Source organism: Dehalococcoidales bacterium, assembly GCA_041652735.1.
Taxonomy (GTDB): domain Bacteria; phylum Chloroflexota; class Dehalococcoidia; order Dehalococcoidales; family RBG-16-60-22; genus RBG-13-51-18.
In genome coordinates this window covers 47,962-65,345 of record JBAZGT010000009.1, presented here as the reverse complement: position 1 = coordinate 65,345, position 17,384 = coordinate 47,962, and the positions used below count along the sequence as shown (strand labels likewise).

Here is a 17,384-nt window from a genome sequence, read left to right as displayed (position 1 = left end):
GTAGTTAGTTATAAGTTATGAGTTTTCAGTTTTCAGTGAAACGATATTCCCCCGGGTGGAGGCGGGGGAATCCAGAACTCAGCCTTACCTGTCTTATCAGGTACGGAAATACCACTCACCAGTATCGGCAAGATTGCTTCGTCGTTTACTCCTCGCGCTCACAGCGGGGCGTCCTTCCTTGACCTTTACACACGGAATTGCTACACTTTTCATTGTTTCCCTGTATAAATCCTGACCGATGAACTAAAAAATGTCTATTAATAAAGTCGGCATACTGTACCATCCCAAGGTTGAAATAACCCGCGCCAAAGCCCGGGAGCTGGAAGCGTTCCTCAAGACCCAGGGGGTAGCCGTGTGGCAGTGCTCCGCCTGGGAGACGGAGGAGGCCTGCGACCTTCTAAACGGTACCGAGCTGGTGTTAACGGTAGGCGGTGACGGCACGATTCTGCGGGCGGCGCAGGTGGTGCTGGCCAGCCGGACGCCCATCACCGGTATCAACCAGGGGAAGCTCGGCTTTATGACCGAGCTGGACGCCGGCGAAGCGCTGCAAAAGCTGCCGGAAATTTTACGGGGCGGCGGCTGGCTGGACGAGCGGGCTATGCTCCAGGCGGAGGTAAAGTCCGCCGGGCAGGACGCGGTGGTCTTTCACGCCCTGAACGATGTGGTGGTGGGGCGGGGCGAGATAGCCAGGCTGATAAGGGTGGATATAACTATCGACGGGCAGGCGATGCCCACCTATAAAACGGACGCGGTTATCGCGGCCACGGCCACGGGCAGCACCGGCTACGCGCTGGCGGCCGGAGGCCCAATTTTATACCCCGCCTCCTTGGACTTTCTGCTGCTGCCGGTGGCGCCGCACCTGAGTCCTGCCTACCCGCTGGTGCTTTCCGGCGAGGCGGAGGTAGTGCTGCGTTTGAATACCTACCACAATGCCACCCTGAGCGTGGACGGGCATATCAATATGACCCTGGCTAACGGGGATACCGTTGTCATCCGGCGCAGCCGGCACTTCACCCGTTTCCGGCGACTCCGCCCGGAAGCATCGTTTTATGGCTCGCTGGAAGATAAATTGAAAGGAAAACAAGGTGATTCAGGTAGAAAAAGCTAAAATCTCGGACGTGCCGCAGATGCACAAGCTGATTAACGGCTTCGCCGATAGGGGCCAGATGCTGGCGCGCCCGCTGAGTGAAATATACGAAAGCATTCGCGACTTTTTTGTTATCCGGGACGGGGGGAAAATAGTCGGCTGCGCCGCCTTGCACGTAAGCTGGTCGGACCTGGCGGAAATAAGGTCGGTGGCGGTGGCGGAGGTCAACCAGAAAAAGGGGCTGGGCGCCACGCTGGTGAACGCCTGCCTCAAGGAAGCGGCGGAGCTGGGCATCAAGACGGTGTTCTGCTTTACCTATCAGCCGGAGTTCTTCAAGCACCAGAAATTCGCTGATGTGGATAAAATGGAGCTGCCGCGGAAGGTCTGGACGGACTGTTTCCGCTGTCCCAAGTTCCCCAACTGCGATGAAATCGCGCTGATTTATCATGCTGCATAATAAACAAGAGCCCGCCGCCGAGCAGTTGCTGGCCCGCGAGTACGTTTTCAAGGGGCGACTGCTGACCCTGCGCATCGATACGGTACTCACCGCCGATGGGCACCAGAGCACCCGGGAAATCATCGAACATGGCGACTGCATCGGCGTCATACCCGTGGACGCGGCTAACAACGTCCTGCTGGTCAACCAGTACCGCACGCCGGTGGGGAAAAATCTTTTGGAGATACCGGCCGGGGGCATCGATGAGGGAGAGGACGCGGACACGGCGGTGGTCCGGGAAATGCAGGAAGAGACCGGCTTCAAGCCCGGTAAAGTGACGCGGCTGGGCGGTTTTTATCTTTCGCCGGGCTTCAGCACGGAGTACATGCACCTCTACCTGGCCGAGGATTTAACCCCCTCCCAACTCCACGCCGAGGACACGGCGGGCATCGAGCTGGTGCGCGTGCCGGCGGCGGCAATACCGGCGCTGCTGACCTCCGGCAAAATAGAGGACGGCAAGAGCCTGGCCGGGCTGCTTTACTGGCTGAAGTTTACAGTTGATAGTTAACGGTTTGTCCTGTCAGTGGGCACTGCCGGTGAAGCAATCCCACCAATAATAATATTGTCATTCCGTACTTGATACGGAATCCAGCGGCGGGGAAAAGAGGATGGATTCTGGCCTTCGCCAGAATGACAACGCAATAAGTCAATGAGATTGCCACGACCTGCGGCCTCGCAATGACAACGAAGCAATGTCATTCTGAGGGAGTCCCGATGAACTCCCTTTTCCCTTAGTAAATCGGGAGGCACGGCAATCTCACCGCCTTTCTCTCCGCTCACCCTGAGCTTGTCGAAGGGTCCAGCGCAGGCGGGTTACTCGCTGCTTTCCCCTTCGACTACTTCCTCAACAGCACCCGGCAGGGGCCGGCGTCGCCTTTGGCCAGGCGCAGCGGCAGGCAGATAATCTCGTAGTCGCCCGGCTCGATGCCCGCCAGGTTCAGCCCCTCGATGATGAAAATGCCGTTGCGTAAAAACGCCTCATGCACGGTGCCGATGTTTTCCGGCGGGTCGTTGCCGGCAATCGTGAGGTAGTCGATGCCCACCAGCCGTATCTTTCTCTCCGCTAAATACCTGGCGGCTTCCGGGGAGACGGTGACAAACGGGCCGGTGTACCACCACACGTCATAGACCCCCGGCGAGTTCCTGGTCTTGAACAGGATGCGCTCCCCGGCCTTGATTTTATAAGGCTCCAGCTCCTCCACCTTCACGAATTTCTCGTCCTTGATTTCCAGCACGCGGCAGGGACCGATGGTGGTATCGTATGGCATGGCGTCGATGGTCGTGCCGCCGGGGATAAAGTGCAGCGGGGCATCGATGTGCGTGCCGTCATGGGAAATCATGGCGATGCGGGACTGGGTGACTCTATCCCCCTTCTCCACGTCCTGGAAACGCTCGACCACGGGGATGGGGACGGCGGGATTTTCCGGCGTGCCGATGGGCAGGCAGGGAATGTCTTTACCGAGGGGCAGGGTAACGTCGAAATACCGGTACGTTTTAGCCACAGCCAAACCTCCTGTAAATGGTAAAATTAGCTTGGCTAAACTATACCGCTTTTTCCCCCGGCGGACAAATACGTTCCGCGGCGGCTATCGATACTTAAGAGAGCACGGCATTTTTTTATTTTCTCAGGATAACGCGGCAGGGGCCGGCGTCGCCGTTTTCTATGCGGAGCGGCAGGCACATAAGCTCATACTCACCGGCCGGCACGCCGTCCAGGTTAATAGCCTCTAAAATATAGATGCCGTTGCCCAGGAACGCCCGGTGGACTTTATTGATGTCATCCGGCGGGTCCATGTGCCCGATAGTCAGGTAATCCAATCCTACTATCCTTATCTTTTTCGCCACGAGGTAATCGGCTGTTGCCGGCGTAATAGCGACGTAAGGGCCGGTGTACTGGCGGACGTCATAAACGTGGGGCGAGTTCTTCGTCTTGAAAAGAATACGTTCGCCGGCTTTGATATTATAAGGCTCAATCTCCTTAATCGTAATATCCTTTTCGTCTTTAATCTCGATAACGCGACAAGGGCCATTGGCCGTCTCGATAGGCATCGCGTCTATGGTCGTGCCGCCGGGGATAAAGTGGAGCGGAGCGTCGATGTGCGTACCGTCATGGGAAATCAACTCAAGGCGGGCCATGGTGACCGGGTCGCCCTTATTCACATCCTGGATGCGGTAGACGGAGGAGGGGGGATTCGACGGCGGGGGCTTCAGGTTCGGTGGGAGCTTCATATCGGGCAGGACACGGACCATTTGGTTTAAAGGCAGGGAAATATCATAATACTGGTATGTTTTAGCCATGACAAAAACCTCCGGAAGCGTTACTTACCAGGCAAACTATACTGCTTTTTCCCCGTTACGTACAAGTCGCCGCCGTGGACGTCATTGATGACGGTGGCGGGGAAATCTTTAACCTCCAGCCGCAGCACGGCTTCCGGCCCCAGCTCCGGGTAGGCCACCGCCTCCGCTTTCACGATGGTCCTGGAAATGAGCGCGCCCGTGCCCCCCACCGCCGCCAGGTACACCGCTTTATGCTTTTTCAGGGCGTCTTTGACCGCTTGAGAGCGCACCCCCTTCCCTATCATCCCCTTTAGCCCTTCGGCCAGGAGACGGGGCGTGTAGGCGTCCATCCGGGCGCTGGTAGTAGGCCCGGCCGACCCTATAACTCTGCCGGGCGGGGCGGGGGACGGCCCCATGTAGTAGAGCGTCTGTCCCTTGATATCGAAGGGCAAAGGCTCTCCTTTGTCCAGCGACTCTATCATCTTTTTATGCGCCGCGTCCCGCGCTGTGTAAAGCACGCCGGAAAGCAGCAGGTTGTCCCCGGCTTTGAGTCCGGCGATGGTTTTTTCCGTTAAGGGAAGGTTGATGTTATTAGGCGTCTTAAAACCCTCTCTTATCTCCCTTTACGAAAGGGAGATGATATTCTTTTTAAGTCCAACATTTTGTCCCTCTTTCGTAAAGAGGGAATAAGGGAGTTTTATACTCCTCGCAATAACACTATCACAGCACTATCTCCCGGTGCCTTGCGGAATGGCACTGTAAATTAACCGCCACGGGCAGGGCGGTAAGGTGGGCGGGAAAGCTCTCCACATGCACGGCGAGGGCGGTAACCCGTCCGCCGTAACCCATCGGGCCGATGCCCAGGTCATTCACTTTATGCAAAATCTCCCGTTCGAGATCGGCGTTTTCTTTATCGGGGCCGGGTTCCCCTACTTTTCTCACCAGGGCGTGCTTGGCCAGCAGCATGGCTTTTTCCGCCGTGCCGCCGATGCCAACACCGATGATTATGGGGGGACAGGGGTTGCTCCACGCCTCGCTCACGGCGTTGACCACAAAGTCTACCACGCCCTTTCTGCCGGCAGCCGGCAGCAGCATACCAAGCCTGGCCATATTTTCCGCGCCGCCGCCCTTGGGCAGCACGGTAATCTTGAGCTTATCGCCGGGGACGATATCCGTATGGATGACGGCGGGGGTGTTATCCCCGGTATTCTTACGGTCGGAAAAGGGGCGGTCGACCATCGACTTCCGGAGGTAGCCTTCCTGGTAAGCCTGCCGCACGCCTTCATTAATGGCGGCAGCAAGGTCGCCGCCCGCTACATGGACGTCCTGCCCTATCTCCAGGAAGACCACGGCGGCGCCGCAGTCCTGACAGAGCGGGATTTTATCTGCGGAAGCTGCGCGGGCGTTCTCCAGGATGGCGTTCAAAGCCTCGCGTCCGGCCGGGGACTCTTCCTCGCGGCGCGCCTTTTCCAGCGCGGCCAGGACATCCTCGCCCAGCTCGTAGTTGGCCTGCCTGAAGAGATCGGCAACGGCCCCGGTAATATCCGCGGCATTGATTACACGCATGGCGCTATTCGCCCTCGGCCAGCATCTTGCGCAGTTCGAGCACCATTTCCGGCACGTCTATCTTTACCGGGCAGCGCTGGCGGCAGCGCCCGCAGGTGAGGCAGGTGTAGGCCAGGGAAGCCGCCTTCTCTTTATCCTCGTTGACGATAGCCGCCCACACCGCGCCGATGCCGGTAAAATACTTGTCGCCGAAGTGCCCGGCCGTCACCGCGAAGACGGGGCACTCGTAAAGGCAGCCGCCGCAGCGCAGACAGTAAAGCGCCTGGCGCAGCCTGGGGTACTTGGCCAGTCGCGTCCGGCCCCCGTCCAGGAAGATGACATGGAACTCCTTGGGGCCGTGAGCGCCGTAGGTGGTAACTTTCTCGATATCGCCGGTCTTGCTGGGACCGGATACCATGCTGACATAGGAGGGGATGGTGTAGTTGGCGTAGCGCCAGGTGACCTCGCTGACTTTATAGGCGTCGTTGAGGGTGGGGACGAGCTTTTCCATGCCCACCAGGGCGATGTGGACGGGCGGGGCGCTGGTAGCCAGGCGGATATTGCCCTCGTTCTCGATAATGAAAAGGGTGCCGGTCTCCGCGGCGACCACGTTGGCCCCGCTGATGCCGATGTCCGCGCGGAAGAACTTGTCCCGCAGGTACTCGCGGGCGGCGGCCACCATGTCCGCTATCTCCGCGTCCGGGGCTATTTCCTGCCCCATAATCTTGGAGAAAAGCCGCGCCACGTCCTCGCGGGGAACGTGGATGGACGGCGATAGTATGTGCATCGGGCGGTCGCCCAGCTTTTGAATAATAAACTCGCCGAGGTCGGTCTCGTACACCTCGTTGCCGGTTTCCTCCAGGTATTCGCGCAGGCCGATTTCCTCGCTGGTCATGCTCTTGCCCTTGACGATGAGCTTTTTGGTGCCTACAAGGTCGCCGATAATTTGCAGGGCTTCTTCCGTCGTCCGGGCGATATACCCTTTACCTTTGTTCTCCTCTATGGCGGCGATGGCCTGGCGGGTGAGTTTTTCCATGTCCGGGATGGCTTTTTCCTTGATTGTCCGGACTTCGTCCGCCAGGGGGATGGTATGGGGGAATTTCTCCAGGGCGTTTTTCACGTTGCCCCGGAAGCTCTTGACGGCGCGGGATAAAGCCAGCCGCAGCCGGTCGTTATGCGCCGCGTCCATGATTTCTTTTTTGTAGTCTTTAAATTCGGATGATTTTTTCATAGTTCCATGGCCGCCGCCACTACCTGTGACAGGTCCAGCACCTCCACGCCCTCCACCTTAAGCTGGCGCAGCCCGTCCTTGAGCTGCATGATGCAGCCGGGGCAGTGCGTCACGATAATGTCCGGTTTGGTCTCCATCAGCTCGGTAACGCGGTTGACCGCCAGCACCTCGCTCAGCGCCGGGAAAACGGTCTCGAAGCCGCCCCCTCCCCCGCAGCAGGTGGCCCACTCGCCTTTAGTCCAGTCCGTCTCTACCAGCTCCACCCCCTCGATAGCTCTGAGGATGCGGCGCGGCTCCTCCACCAGGCTCAAATAGCGCACCAGCTGGCAGGGGTCGTGGTAGGTCACCCGCACCTTGCGGGGATACTTCAGCTTGAAAAGCGATATTTTTTCGGCGACTATTTCCAGGAAGTGCCTGACCTCTATATTGTAGCCGTCCACGTACTGCGGGAAAAGCTTTTGCAGCGCGTGTGTGCAGTACGGCACGATGCTGATTACTCTTTTGGCTTCCGCGTTTTTCAGCGTGCCGTAAGCGCGGCGGGCGTTTTCCGCGAACTTGGTTTCCAGTCCGGCATGGTGCAGCGGCGCGCCGCAGCAGGGCTCGTTTTCCGCCAGGTAGCCGGGCTGGATGCCCATCTTGCGCAGTACTTTCACCGCGGCCTCCAGCGGCTTGACCTCCGCCTCGCCGCCGCGGGACAGGGCGTTGCTGTAGATGCCGGGCAGGTTCAGCCCCAGCTTTTTCTGAAATCTGGCGAAGCGCATCGGCAGCTCCGACCCTATGACGCTTTTGTCCGTGCCCCGGGCCAGGGACATCAATACCTCCAGCTGGGCGGAATACTGGTAGCCGCAGCCGGCGAAGAACAGCGTATCCGCCCGGGCGGGGAGGTTGAGCTTTTGCGCCCAGCGCGCGCCCTGCTCCTTGCTCACGCCCAGGATATTCTGCCGGGTGGTAATGTTGTCCGCCAGGTAGGTAAGGCCGGGGGGGACCAAGTCTGCATCCATGTTTAACACGCTCCAGTAACTCATGATACAGGGTTGCAGGCGGGATGGCAAGTTGGGGAAAGGGGGAATATGCCTAAGCTTTTTCGGTTGGCAGAGGGATGTCCAGTTGACAGCAAATTTTCTTTGCCAGGGTAATTACTATTTCTCTGTGGCGGGGGACGGCGGCAAGGTGTCCGTTTCCTGGATTGTAGAACACCGTGTGTTTGGCGCCTTCACGGTGCATTACGCAACCTTCACTTCTTAAATGGCTGATGAAGTCGCGGCGCTTCATGGGATTAAACTTTGACCTGGATTTTCCTTTTCAGGATTTCACCGTGTGCTTTTTGGTCTACTATTTCCCGCTGGCTTTCCAGTATGAGCTGCACCGCTTCCTTTAAGTTGTTCTCGACCTCCCTGACCGTCTTACCCTGGCTGAAAGCCCCCGGCACGGCATCCACCCATCCTACATACCATTTGTCGCACTTTTCAATGGTAGCTTCAAAAGTTTGTTCCATGATGCAGACTCCTTATTGTTAAGTATACAACAGATAATCAGGCAACGCTATCAATTTTATGCCGGAAAGTCTATTTACCGGAGTGATGAGCTGCCGGTGGGCAGAAAAAGCAGACCGGATTCCAGTTTTTCATCCGGATGGCCGTAATAGTGCTATAATAACTCAAATCTTTCTGGAGGCGCCATGAAAACACTATTCTGGCAGCGGCTGGACGAATTGATAAGGACTTCGGAAATAGTCATCGACCATCCTAAAGATAATCGGGGAGTTTCAGAACCGGGTATATATCTCCGGCATCATCATACGGCGGGAGGAATAAAGGATTAGCTTTCATAGCTTTTCACCTGCTAACCATACCGGCGCAAGCCGGTATCCAGGTATTCAAACCGGCTGAATTTCAGGGCGTCGCCGGGAAAATCCCCCTTTTACCAAGGGAAAATTAGATTGAACCAAGGCGGGGGATTTTACTAAACCGCCCCAACGCGTTAAAGTAATACCGGAGTAACCATGCACAGTCACGCAGGGCACAATAACGCTGCCGCCAGACGGCCCCTCCAGATAACGCTGGGGCTGGTGCTGCTCATCATGGTCGCGGAAATAGTCGGCGGCATCCTGAGCAACAGTCTCGCCCTGATCAGCGACGCCGCCCACATGCTCACGGACGCCCTGGCGCTGGGCTTGAGCCTCTTCGCCATGCGCCTGGCGCGGCGCCCCGCCACCCCCACCCGCACCTACGGCTACCACCGCGCTGAAATCATGGCCGCGCTGACCAACGGCGCCATCCTGGTCGTCCTCTCCATCTTCATTTTTTACGAGGCCTACCGCCGCTTCACCGAGCTGCCGGCGGTCAAAAGCCCCCTGATGCTGGCGGTGGCGGCCATCGGCCTGGTGGCTAACGTCATCGGGCTGTTCCTGCTGCGCCGGGGCAGCCGCCAAAGCATCAACGTCAAGGCCGCCTTCTGGCACGTCATCGGGGACACGCTTTCTTCCGTGGGCGTCATCATCGCCGGCGCTATAATCTACTTTACCGGCTGGAACATCGCCGACCCCATTCTCGCCGTCGTTATCGGCGTTATCATCCTCTGGGGTGCGGTGCGCATCGTGCGGGAGTCCTCAGACATCCTGCTGGAGTCCGTCCCCGGCCACGTGGCGATAGAGAAAGTGATAGCCTCCGTGAAAAACGTCCCCGGCGTGGAAGACCTGCACGATATCCATATCTGGACGATAACCACCGGCATTTACGCCCTGAGCGCCCACCTGCGCATTACCGACCAGACGGTGAGCCAGAGCTGCGATATCGTTACACAGGTGAACGCGGCCCTGGCGGCGGAGTTCGATATCACCCACACCACCCTCCAGCTGGAGTGCGATTCCTGCCCCAACGGCTTTGTCTGCCAGCTGCCGCGGCCGGATAAACACTGAATATCGGGCTTATCTTGAACCGCCCGTCCTGACGCGCTAAAGTATTAGTTAGGGAAACCTTTATGACCATTAACCAAAAACACATCGAAGCCCTGCGCCAAATCGTCGGCCGCACCAACGTGCTGGCCTCCCTGGAAGAGACCCGGGCCTATTCTTACGACGGCACCGCCATGTGGTCGCACCTGCCGGATGTGGTGGTGCTGCCCACGCAGGCCGCCCAGGTAGCCGCCATCCTCGGGTTCGCCGGTGAGAATAATATCCCGGTCACGCCGCGCGGCGGCGGCACCAACGTCAGCGGCGGCTCCATCCCGATAAAAGGCGGCATTGTGCTCTGCACCACCCGCCTCGACCGTATTTTAGAGATTAACAAGACCAACCTGAACGCCACCGTGGAGCCGGGCGTGGTGCTTCAGGACTTCCAGGCGGCCCTGGCCAAAGAAGGGCTTTTCTTCCCCCCGGACCCCCAGAGCTTCGCCGGGTGTACCATGGGCGGGGTGGTGGCGGAAAACGCCGGCGGCCCTTCCTGCCTCAAGTACGGCGTCACCAAGCAGTACGTGCTCGGCCTGGAGGTGGCCCTGGCGGACGGGCATATCATCAAGCTGGGCGGCCTCACGCCCAAGAACCGCACCGGCTATGAGCTGATGATGCTTTTCACCGGGTCGGAGGGGACTTTAGGCATTATCACTAAAATCTCACTGCGCCTGCTTCCGGCGCCCAAAGCGGAAAAGACTATCGTGGCCGTGTTCGATGACGCGGCGGTGGCGGGGGAAACGGTGACCTCCATTATCGCCGGCAGCGTCCTGCCCTCCAAGGTGGAGTTCATGGACAACTGGACCTTCGAGAAGTTCCGCGGCGTCATCCCGGATAACGTCCTGGACACCTCGCAGGTTATCCTGCTGATACAGGTGGACGGCCTGCCGCAGACGGTGGCGGCGGAGGCGGAGCAGGTGGCGGCCGTCTGTAAGCAAACAGCGCGGGAGGTCAGGGTGGCGGCGGACGCGGCGGAAGCGGAAAAATACTGGGCGGCGCGGCGGGCGCACTTCTCCGATATCTCCAGTCGCGCCCACACTATCGTCAACGAGGACGTCTGCGTGCCGCGCGATAAAATCGCCGAGTTTATCCGGCTGGGCCGGGCCAGCGCCAAGCGCCATGACGTGCCCGTCAGCTTCGCGGGGCACGTGGGGGACGGCAATTTTCACCCGGCCGTGCTTACGGACAGCCGGGATAAAGAGCATTACCAGCGCGCTTTACAGTGCGTGGAGGAAATCATAGAAATCGCCCTCAATCTGGGGGGCGTGCTTTCCGGGGAGCACGGCATCGGACTGGAAAAGCAGCGTTTCCTTAAAAAAGCCATGGACCCCCGGGCTATCGAGCTGATGAAACAAATCAAGAACGTGCTGGACCCGCAGCACATTCTCAATCCGGGTAAGATTTGGGAGGAAGAATAAGCATGTCATTGCCAGGAGTCCCGTTGAGCCCCTTATTACCCTCGAATCGGGACGGCGCGGCCATCCCCCCCTTATCCCCCCCGCTCACCCTGAGCTTGTCGAAGGGTCCGGCGAAAGCCGGAGTCGAAGAGGAGGAAAGGTCAGGTAATGGATATTAGCAGCAGTAATTGGTATTATGACCGCTAAAAATGATTACCCGGAGCTCGCCAAATTCAAGGACGACCTTGATAAATGCACCAAGTGTGGCTTCTGCATGTCCGCCTGCCCCGTTTACCGCGAGCAAAAGATAGAAACGGCGGTAGCGCGGGGCAAAATAATGCTGGCGCGGTCGCTGCTGGACGGCGGGCGCAAGGCCAGTAAGGAAGCGGCGGAAATGCTGGACCAGTGCACGCTCTGCATGACCTGCGAGCAAAAGTGCCCGGCCGGCACCCACGTGCCGGAGCTTATCACCGCCGCCCGGGCGGATAAGGCGCGGCAGCGGGGCGTGTCCTTCCCCTACAACTTTATCTTCCGCTGGCTACTGCCGCGGCGGCGGCTCTTCGGGTACACGGTGCGTTTCGCCTCTTGGTTCCAGGGCATTTTCCTCCCCAAAACGCAGGGCAGCATCCGCCATCTTTCCCTGTTCCTCAGCGCGCTGGGCAAGGGCCGGCACATACCCCAGATAGCCCCCCGCTTCCTCCGCCGGTCCGTGCCGGAGGTCAATAGCCCCCCGCCCGGAGTGGCAACCAAATTCACGGTGGGCTATTTCACCGGCTGCATGACGGACTACGTTTTCCCGGAGCTGGGCAAGCAAATTATACGTTTTTTAAACAAAAACGGCGTGGCGGTCATCATGCCGCGGGGCCAGGGCTGCTGCGGCGCGCCCGTTTTCCTGGGCGCGGGCGACTTTAAAACGGGGAGGAAAATGGCGGACGCCAACGTCAAAGCGTTTCAAGACCTCGACTATATTATTACCGACTGCGCTACCTGCGCCTCGTCGATGAAGGACTACGCCAAGTTCCTGGCGGATACGCCGGAAAGAAAGCAGCGGTACACGGAGTTCGCCGCCAAAATCAAGGACATCACCGAGTTCCTGGTGGACATTTTAAAGCTGCCCCCCGCCGCCTACACCGTCGCCCCGGAGTTCCGCGGCAAGACCGTCACCTTCCACGAGCCCTGCCACCTGGGGCGCTATCTCGGCGTCAAGGAGCAGCCGCGCCAAATCCTCAAGTCTCTGCCGGACATCAAATACGTGGAGCTGCCGGACGCCGACCGCTGCTGCGGCATGGCCGGGACTTTCAGCATCCACTTCTATGAGCTGTCCAGGAAAATCGGGGATAAAAAAGCCGCCGCTATCAAGTCCACCGGGGCGGACGTGGTGGTGACCGATTGCCCTGGCTGCCAGATACAGCTTATCGATAGCACCACCCGCAACGGTATGACGCAAAACATCCGGCACATCATGGAGCTTTTCGAGTAATCCAAAGCCCCCGCCCCTTTTCCCCGCCAAAACGGACTTGGCTAGACAGCCCTTCATATTTATCCCGCCCGGCGTTTTATTTGGTGCTGTCACCTGGCTATGTTTTATATATTTTCTTTGCCACTTGACAATACATCGCCTAAAAGGTAAACTTGAAAATTGCCCTTATTTAATGCCCCCTGGGCACACCTAACATATTTTCCGTCTGCATTAAAGGTCAAAGAGTGTTAAAAACGGTGACGGTATCGCTTGCGATAAAAACCATCCGGTAGCGGTACGCGGCGCTTTTTTTATATCTTGATGCCGGTAACATCACCCGCGGTACAATGGGGGTGTCCGATGAGCGGAAAAAGACCTACCTATAAAGAGCTGCATCAAAAGCTGCGGGAGACTGAAGCGCAGCTTAACCGGCTGCGCGGTGTTGATGGTGATAAAATTACTTCCGGGCACGCCGCCGCCTCTGAATCCAGTGAACCGGGGCGGGCCGGCGGCAGCGCCCTGCCGGACTCACGCCAAATGGCAGTAGCCTATGCGGCGTCAGAACAAAACTTCCGCAACTCCATTGACGGCTGTCCCCTGGGCGTGCGCATCGTCACGGAAGACGGCCGCCTCATCTATGCCAACCAGGCTATCCTCGATATCTGCGGCTACGCCACCGCCGCAGAGCTGGAAGCCGTGCCCAAAGAGCGGCTGTACACCCCGGAAAGCTATGCCGGGCACCTCATCAGGAAAAAGCGGCGGCAGCAGGGCGAACACCTCCCCCCGGAATATGAAATAGATATCCGGCGTCCGGACGGCGCCGTGAGAAATCTCCAGGTATTCCGCAAGGAAATACTCTGGGGCGGCGCGCGTCAGTACCTGGCCATGTACCTTGACATTACCGAGTGTAAGCGGGCCCGGGAAGCGCTCATGGAGAGCGAGGAAAAATACTACAGCCTGGTGGAACACGGCAATGACGGTATTATCTTCATCCAGAACGGCCGGGTCACTTACTTCAACTCCAAGATGATGGATATCAGCGATTATACCGCGGAGGAGATTGCCGGCAGGTCCTTCCTTGATTTCGTCGCGCCGGAAAACAGGGATAAAGTGGCGGATATCTACCGCCGCCGCGTGGCCGGCGAGAAAGTGCCGGAAAGATACGAGCTTATTTTAATGGCCAAAGGCGGCCGCAGGGTCTACGCGGAAGTAAGCGCCAGCATTTTCAACTATAAGGGTGAAAAGGCGGATATGGCTATTATCCGTGATATCACCGAGCGTAAACAAGCGGAGGAAGCACTCGTTTTCCAGCGGGACTTCAACCAGAGCATGTTTGATACCGCCCAGGTCATCATGCTGGTGCTGGAGCCGGACGGCCGCATCCGTACCTTCAACCCGTATATGCAGGAAATATCCGGCTATAAACTGGAGGAGGTAAAGGGCCGCTTCTGGTTTGATGTCTTTATTCCGGAAGAAGCGCGCAGCTCTATCAAGCGTTTGTTTGACCGGGCCATAGATGATGTCCGGACGCGGGGCGTGATTAACAAAATCATCACCAAAGACGGGCATGAAAAAGATATCGAGTGGTATGACAAGACACTCAAAGGCCTGGATGGAGAAGTGGTGGGGTTGCTGGCGGTGGGGCAGGACGTTACCGAACGCCGGCATATAGAAGAAAAACTGGCCGATGAAATCACCCGCCGGCGTATTCTCATCGAGCAGTCCCGGGACGGCATCGTCGTTCTGGACCAGCAGGGCAAGGTATATGAAGCCAACCGGCGCTTCGCGGAAATGCTCGGCTACTCCCCGGAAGAGCTCCGGGAGCTTACCGTGTGGGACTGGGAATTCCTCCTTCCCCGCGAGCAGGTGCTAGAGATGCTAAGTACCGTGGATGAAGCCGGCGACCATTTTGAAACACGGCACCGCCGCAAAGACGGCAGCATTTATGACGTGGAAATCAGCACCAACGGCGCGGTATTTGCGGGGCAAAAGCTGATTTTCTGTGTCTGCCGCAATATTACGGAACGCAAGCAGGCGGAGATTGCCATCCACCAGAGTGAAGAGCGTTTCCGCCGCATCTTTCAGGAGGGACCTCTCGGTATCATTCTTTCCAACCTGGAATATCGATACACCATGGTGAACAGCCGTTTCTGCCAGATGTTCGGCTATTCTGAGGCAGAACTTATGTCCATGACTTTCAAGGATATTTCGCTCCCGGAAGACATCGCCGCAAATGTTCCCAACCTGCAGAAGCTGGTAACCGGTGAATTAACATACTACAAAACGGAAAAACGCTATATTAGGAAAAATGGAGACACCATTTGGGGCAGTGTCACGGCCACGCTGCTCCGTGACAGCTCCGGCCAGCCGCTGGGTTTCCTGGCGATGATTGAGGATATTACCGAACGCCGGCGGCTGGAAGAAAGCATCCGCTATCATGCCAGCCTTATTGAGAACGTATCGGACGCAATTGTCTCCTGTGATATGGCTTTCAAGCTGATCAGCTGGAATAAAGCCGCCGAAGAAATTTACGGCTGGCGCGAGGATGAAGTATTGGGCAAAAACCTCATGAAACTTGTTAAACCGGTGTTCTCCAACAGCACTATTGCCGATATTGAGAAACGGCTGATAAAGGACGGCTACTGGCAGGGTGAGGCTGTTCATCACCGGAAAGACGGCGTGGAATTATCCGTACTGATCTCCGTCTCCACGATTAAAGATGCGCAGGGTAATGCACTCGGGGTGGTGTCCGTCTTTTCTAATATCACCGAGCGTAAAGAGGCGCAGGAATTACTGCGGGAAAGCGGGGAGCGCTACCGGAGCACGCTGGATAACATGATGGAAGGCTGCCAGATTATCGGGCGGGACTACCGCTATATCTATGTCAATGATGCCGCGGTACGGCAGAGCCGCCTGAAAAGGGAAGACCTCCTGGGCCATACCATGATGGAAGTCTTCCCGGGCATTGAAAAAACGGGCCTGTTTCCCCGCCTGCGGGAGTGCATGGAAAAAGGCACCGCTCACCGGATGGAAAATGAGTTCTTCTTCCCGGACGGCGACAAGGGGTGGTTCGCGCTTGATTTGCAGCCGGTGCCGGAGGGGGTCTTTATCCTCTCCCTGGATATCACTGAACGCAAGCAGGCGGAGGAAAGGATTCAACATCTCAACCTGGCGCTGCGCTCCATCCGCAATGTGAACCAGCTGATAACCCGGGAGAAAAACCGTGATAAGCTTATCCGGGGCATCTGTGATAACCTGGTGGAAAACCACAGCTTCGCCAGCGCCTGGATTGTCTTGTTTGACGATGCCGGGCAGCCGGTGACCTGGGCCGCTAATAATACCGGCAACTTCCCCGCATTAATCAAAGCCTTCCAGCGCGGCATATTCCCCCGCTGCGTGCAGCAGGCCTTGCGGCAGCCGCAGGTAGTCGTGACGGAAGACCCGCGTACCATGTGCCCGGAGTGCCCGGTGATAGGCGCGCTCGAGGAAATCGGCAGTATGACCATACGCCTGGAAATTGAAGGGAAGACTTACGGGGTGCTTTGCGCCTCGATGGAGCGCATACTGTTGACCGATAAAGACGAGGTGTCCCTGTTTACCGAGGTCGCCATGGACATCGCCTTCGCCCTGCGGGATATCGAGCTGGGCATAAGAAACGAGGTCCTGGAGCAGGAGCAGGTACGCTCGGCTAAGCTGGAGTCCATCGGCACCCTGGCCGGCGGCATCGCCCACGACTTCAATAACCTGCTGACCGGCATCATGGGGAATATCGGCCTGGCTAAAACCACCATAACCTCCCCCAACCCCGCCTTTGAAATACTGGACGAAGCGGAAAAGGCGGCCGTGCGCGCTAGGGATTTGACCCAGCAGTTGCTCACCTTTGCCAGGGGCGGCAAACCGGTTAAAAAACTGGTGAACATCGCCGACGTGGTTAAAGAATCGGCCGAGTTTGCCCTGCGCGGCTCCGCTGCCCGGCTTGAGCTCTCCTTCCCGCCGGAACTATGGTCGGTGGAGGCGGACGAGGGGCAAATAGGGCAGGTTATCAACAACCTGGTCATCAACGCCGATGAAGCTATGCCCCAGGGCGGTATCCTTAAAATTACCGCCGTTAATGTTACTGTAAACCGGTCCAGCGGGCTGCCCCTGCCCGGCGGCGACTATGTGAATATCGTGATAAAAGATTCGGGGATGGGCATCGCCCAGGAGCACCTGATAAGGATTTTCGAGCCTTATTTTACCACCAAGCAGAAAGGGAGCGGGCTCGGCCTGGCCACCGCCTATTCCATCGTCAGAAATCACGGCGGCGATATCACCGCCGAATCCGTACAGAATGAAGGTTCGACCTTCCACATTTATCTGCCGGCTTCTAAAAAGACGGGAAAAGGAGGCAGGAAAATGGTAATAGCTAACTCGCGCCGGGTGGGGGGTAAGGTGCTGGTGATGGACGATGAGGAAATCATCCGCAAAATGCTTAAAAATATGCTTAGCCTGTCCGGCTATGAGGTGGAGCTCTCCGCCGATGGCCGGGAAGCCCTGGAAAAATACAGCCAGGCTATGTTGCGCCAGGACCCCTTTGACGCCGTTATCATGGACCTCACCATTCCCGGGGGGATGGGGGGCAAAGAGACCATTAAAAAGCTGTTGGAAATCGACCCCAAGGCGGCCGTCATCGTCTCCAGCGGGTATGCCACCGACCCCATTATGTCGGAGTTCAAAAAGTACGGCTTCAAGGCGGTTATCGCCAAGCCGTACAGCGTGAAACAGCTTCAGGAATCTTTAAGCATGGTCCCCCGGAGGAAAAACAACTAAGCGCGCAATATAAATACCTGCGGCGGCGGCGCTGCGGGAATTAACCGCCGGCAGCCCCGCCGTCAACAGGATACCCGCTAAAACCGGGTACAATGCTCTTTTCATACCTTGTTCTCTGTTCAAAACCGTGAAGAAA

Annotated in this window: 14 protein-coding genes; 7 read left to right on the top strand and 7 right to left on the bottom strand. The window is 57.6% G+C overall.

The window, feature by feature from the left end; translation table 11 throughout:
• Positions 1–250: 250 nt before the first annotated feature.
• From WC370_05000 to WC370_04990, 3 genes are read left to right on the top strand one after another with little or no spacing between them, the layout of a single operon-like run.
• On the top strand, positions 251–1,108 hold the full coding sequence (locus WC370_05000) for an NAD(+)/NADH kinase (protein ID MFA5308830.1): 858 nt from the start codon (positions 251–253) through the stop codon (positions 1,106–1,108).
• Entirely contained in the window at positions 1,086–1,544 is a 459-nt protein-coding gene (locus WC370_04995; protein MFA5308829.1) for an N-acetyltransferase, read from the top strand. Before WC370_05000 ends, WC370_04995 begins: the two co-directional genes overlap by 23 nt.
• Positions 1,534–2,091 (top strand): NUDIX hydrolase, encoded by a 558-nt coding sequence (locus tag WC370_04990; protein ID MFA5308828.1) that lies wholly within the window; start codon positions 1,534–1,536, stop codon positions 2,089–2,091. The genes WC370_04995 and WC370_04990 overlap by 11 nt, the downstream gene beginning before the upstream one ends.
• A gap of 328 nt (positions 2,092–2,419) precedes the next feature.
• Here the strand turns inward: WC370_04990 and WC370_04985 are convergent, their stop codons facing one another.
• The 7 genes from WC370_04985 to WC370_04955 form a co-directional block, all read right to left on the bottom strand.
• Positions 2,420–3,085: a cyclase family protein gene (locus tag WC370_04985; GenBank protein MFA5308827.1), complete on the bottom strand. Its 666-nt coding sequence runs from the start codon at positions 3,083–3,085 to the stop codon at positions 2,420–2,422.
• 115 nt (positions 3,086–3,200) lie between these two features.
• A complete protein-coding gene (locus tag WC370_04980; protein MFA5308826.1) occupies positions 3,201–3,881 on the bottom strand; it encodes a cyclase family protein in 681 nt (226 codons plus the stop codon).
• Positions 3,882–3,901: 20 nt separating this feature from the next.
• Complete coding sequence (locus WC370_04975) at positions 3,902–4,447, bottom strand: Fe-S-containing hydro-lyase (GenBank protein MFA5308825.1); 546 nt, start codon at positions 4,445–4,447, stop codon at positions 3,902–3,904.
• A 133-nt stretch (positions 4,448–4,580) separates the two neighbouring features.
• Positions 4,581–5,426 carry a fumarate hydratase gene (locus tag WC370_04970; protein MFA5308824.1) on the bottom strand — a complete coding sequence of 282 codons (846 nt, stop codon included), beginning with the start codon at positions 5,424–5,426 and terminating at the stop codon, positions 4,581–4,583.
• Positions 5,427–5,430: 4 nt separating this feature from the next.
• Complete coding sequence (locus tag WC370_04965; GenBank protein MFA5308823.1) at positions 5,431–6,636, bottom strand: lactate utilization protein B; 1,206 nt, start codon at positions 6,634–6,636, stop codon at positions 5,431–5,433.
• Entirely contained in the window at positions 6,633–7,637 is a 1,005-nt protein-coding gene (locus tag WC370_04960; GenBank protein MFA5308822.1) for a (Fe-S)-binding protein, read from the bottom strand. The genes WC370_04965 and WC370_04960 overlap by 4 nt, the downstream gene beginning before the upstream one ends.
• Before the next feature lie 275 nt (positions 7,638–7,912).
• Entirely contained in the window at positions 7,913–8,131 is a 219-nt protein-coding gene (locus WC370_04955; protein ID MFA5308821.1) for a type II toxin-antitoxin system HicB family antitoxin, read from the bottom strand.
• A gap of 507 nt (positions 8,132–8,638) precedes the next feature.
• On the opposite strand from WC370_04955, the gene WC370_04950 reads away from it, so the two are divergent.
• The 4 genes from WC370_04950 (at position 8,639) to WC370_04935 (ending at position 17,248) form a co-directional block, all read left to right on the top strand.
• Entirely contained in the window at positions 8,639–9,553 is a 915-nt protein-coding gene (locus tag WC370_04950) for a cation diffusion facilitator family transporter (GenBank protein MFA5308820.1), read from the top strand.
• Positions 9,554–9,615: 62 nt separating this feature from the next.
• Positions 9,616–11,001, top strand: coding sequence for an FAD-linked oxidase C-terminal domain-containing protein (locus WC370_04945; GenBank protein MFA5308819.1), 1,386 nt, complete (start codon positions 9,616–9,618; stop codon positions 10,999–11,001).
• Between the two features lie 175 nt (positions 11,002–11,176).
• Positions 11,177–12,460 carry a (Fe-S)-binding protein gene (locus WC370_04940; GenBank protein ID MFA5308818.1) on the top strand — a complete coding sequence of 428 codons (1,284 nt, stop codon included), beginning with the start codon at positions 11,177–11,179 and terminating at the stop codon, positions 12,458–12,460.
• A 339-nt stretch (positions 12,461–12,799) separates the two neighbouring features.
• A complete protein-coding gene (locus WC370_04935; protein MFA5308817.1) occupies positions 12,800–17,248 on the top strand; it encodes a PAS domain S-box protein in 4,449 nt (1,482 codons plus the stop codon).
• Positions 17,249–17,384 lie beyond the last annotated feature (136 nt).

What these genes read in the sequence shown, in the direction of transcription:
- WC370_04940 (MFA5308818.1), top strand. Translation starts at nt 11,177, where the DNA reads ATGACCGCTAAAAATGATTACCCGGAGCTCGCCAAATTCAAGGACGAC.
- WC370_04950 (MFA5308820.1), top strand. Translation starts at nt 8,639, where the DNA reads ATGCACAGTCACGCAGGGCACAATAACGCTGCCGCCAGACGGCCCCTC.
- WC370_04960 (MFA5308822.1), bottom strand. Translation starts at nt 7,637, where the DNA reads ATGGATGCAGACTTGGTCCCCCCCGGCCTTACCTACCTGGCGGACAAC.
- WC370_04945 (MFA5308819.1), top strand. Translation starts at nt 9,616, where the DNA reads ATGACCATTAACCAAAAACACATCGAAGCCCTGCGCCAAATCGTCGGC.
- WC370_04935 (MFA5308817.1), top strand. Translation starts at nt 12,800, where the DNA reads ATGAGCGGAAAAAGACCTACCTATAAAGAGCTGCATCAAAAGCTGCGG.
- WC370_05000 (MFA5308830.1), top strand. Translation starts at nt 251, where the DNA reads ATGTCTATTAATAAAGTCGGCATACTGTACCATCCCAAGGTTGAAATA.
- WC370_04965 (MFA5308823.1), bottom strand. Translation starts at nt 6,636, where the DNA reads ATGAAAAAATCATCCGAATTTAAAGACTACAAAAAAGAAATCATGGAC.
- WC370_04955 (MFA5308821.1), bottom strand. Translation starts at nt 8,131, where the DNA reads ATGGAACAAACTTTTGAAGCTACCATTGAAAAGTGCGACAAATGGTAT.
- WC370_04980 (MFA5308826.1), bottom strand. Translation starts at nt 3,881, where the DNA reads ATGGCTAAAACATACCAGTATTATGATATTTCCCTGCCTTTAAACCAA.
- WC370_04970 (MFA5308824.1), bottom strand. Translation starts at nt 5,426, where the DNA reads ATGCGTGTAATCAATGCCGCGGATATTACCGGGGCCGTTGCCGATCTC.
- WC370_04990 (MFA5308828.1), top strand. Translation starts at nt 1,534, where the DNA reads ATGCTGCATAATAAACAAGAGCCCGCCGCCGAGCAGTTGCTGGCCCGC.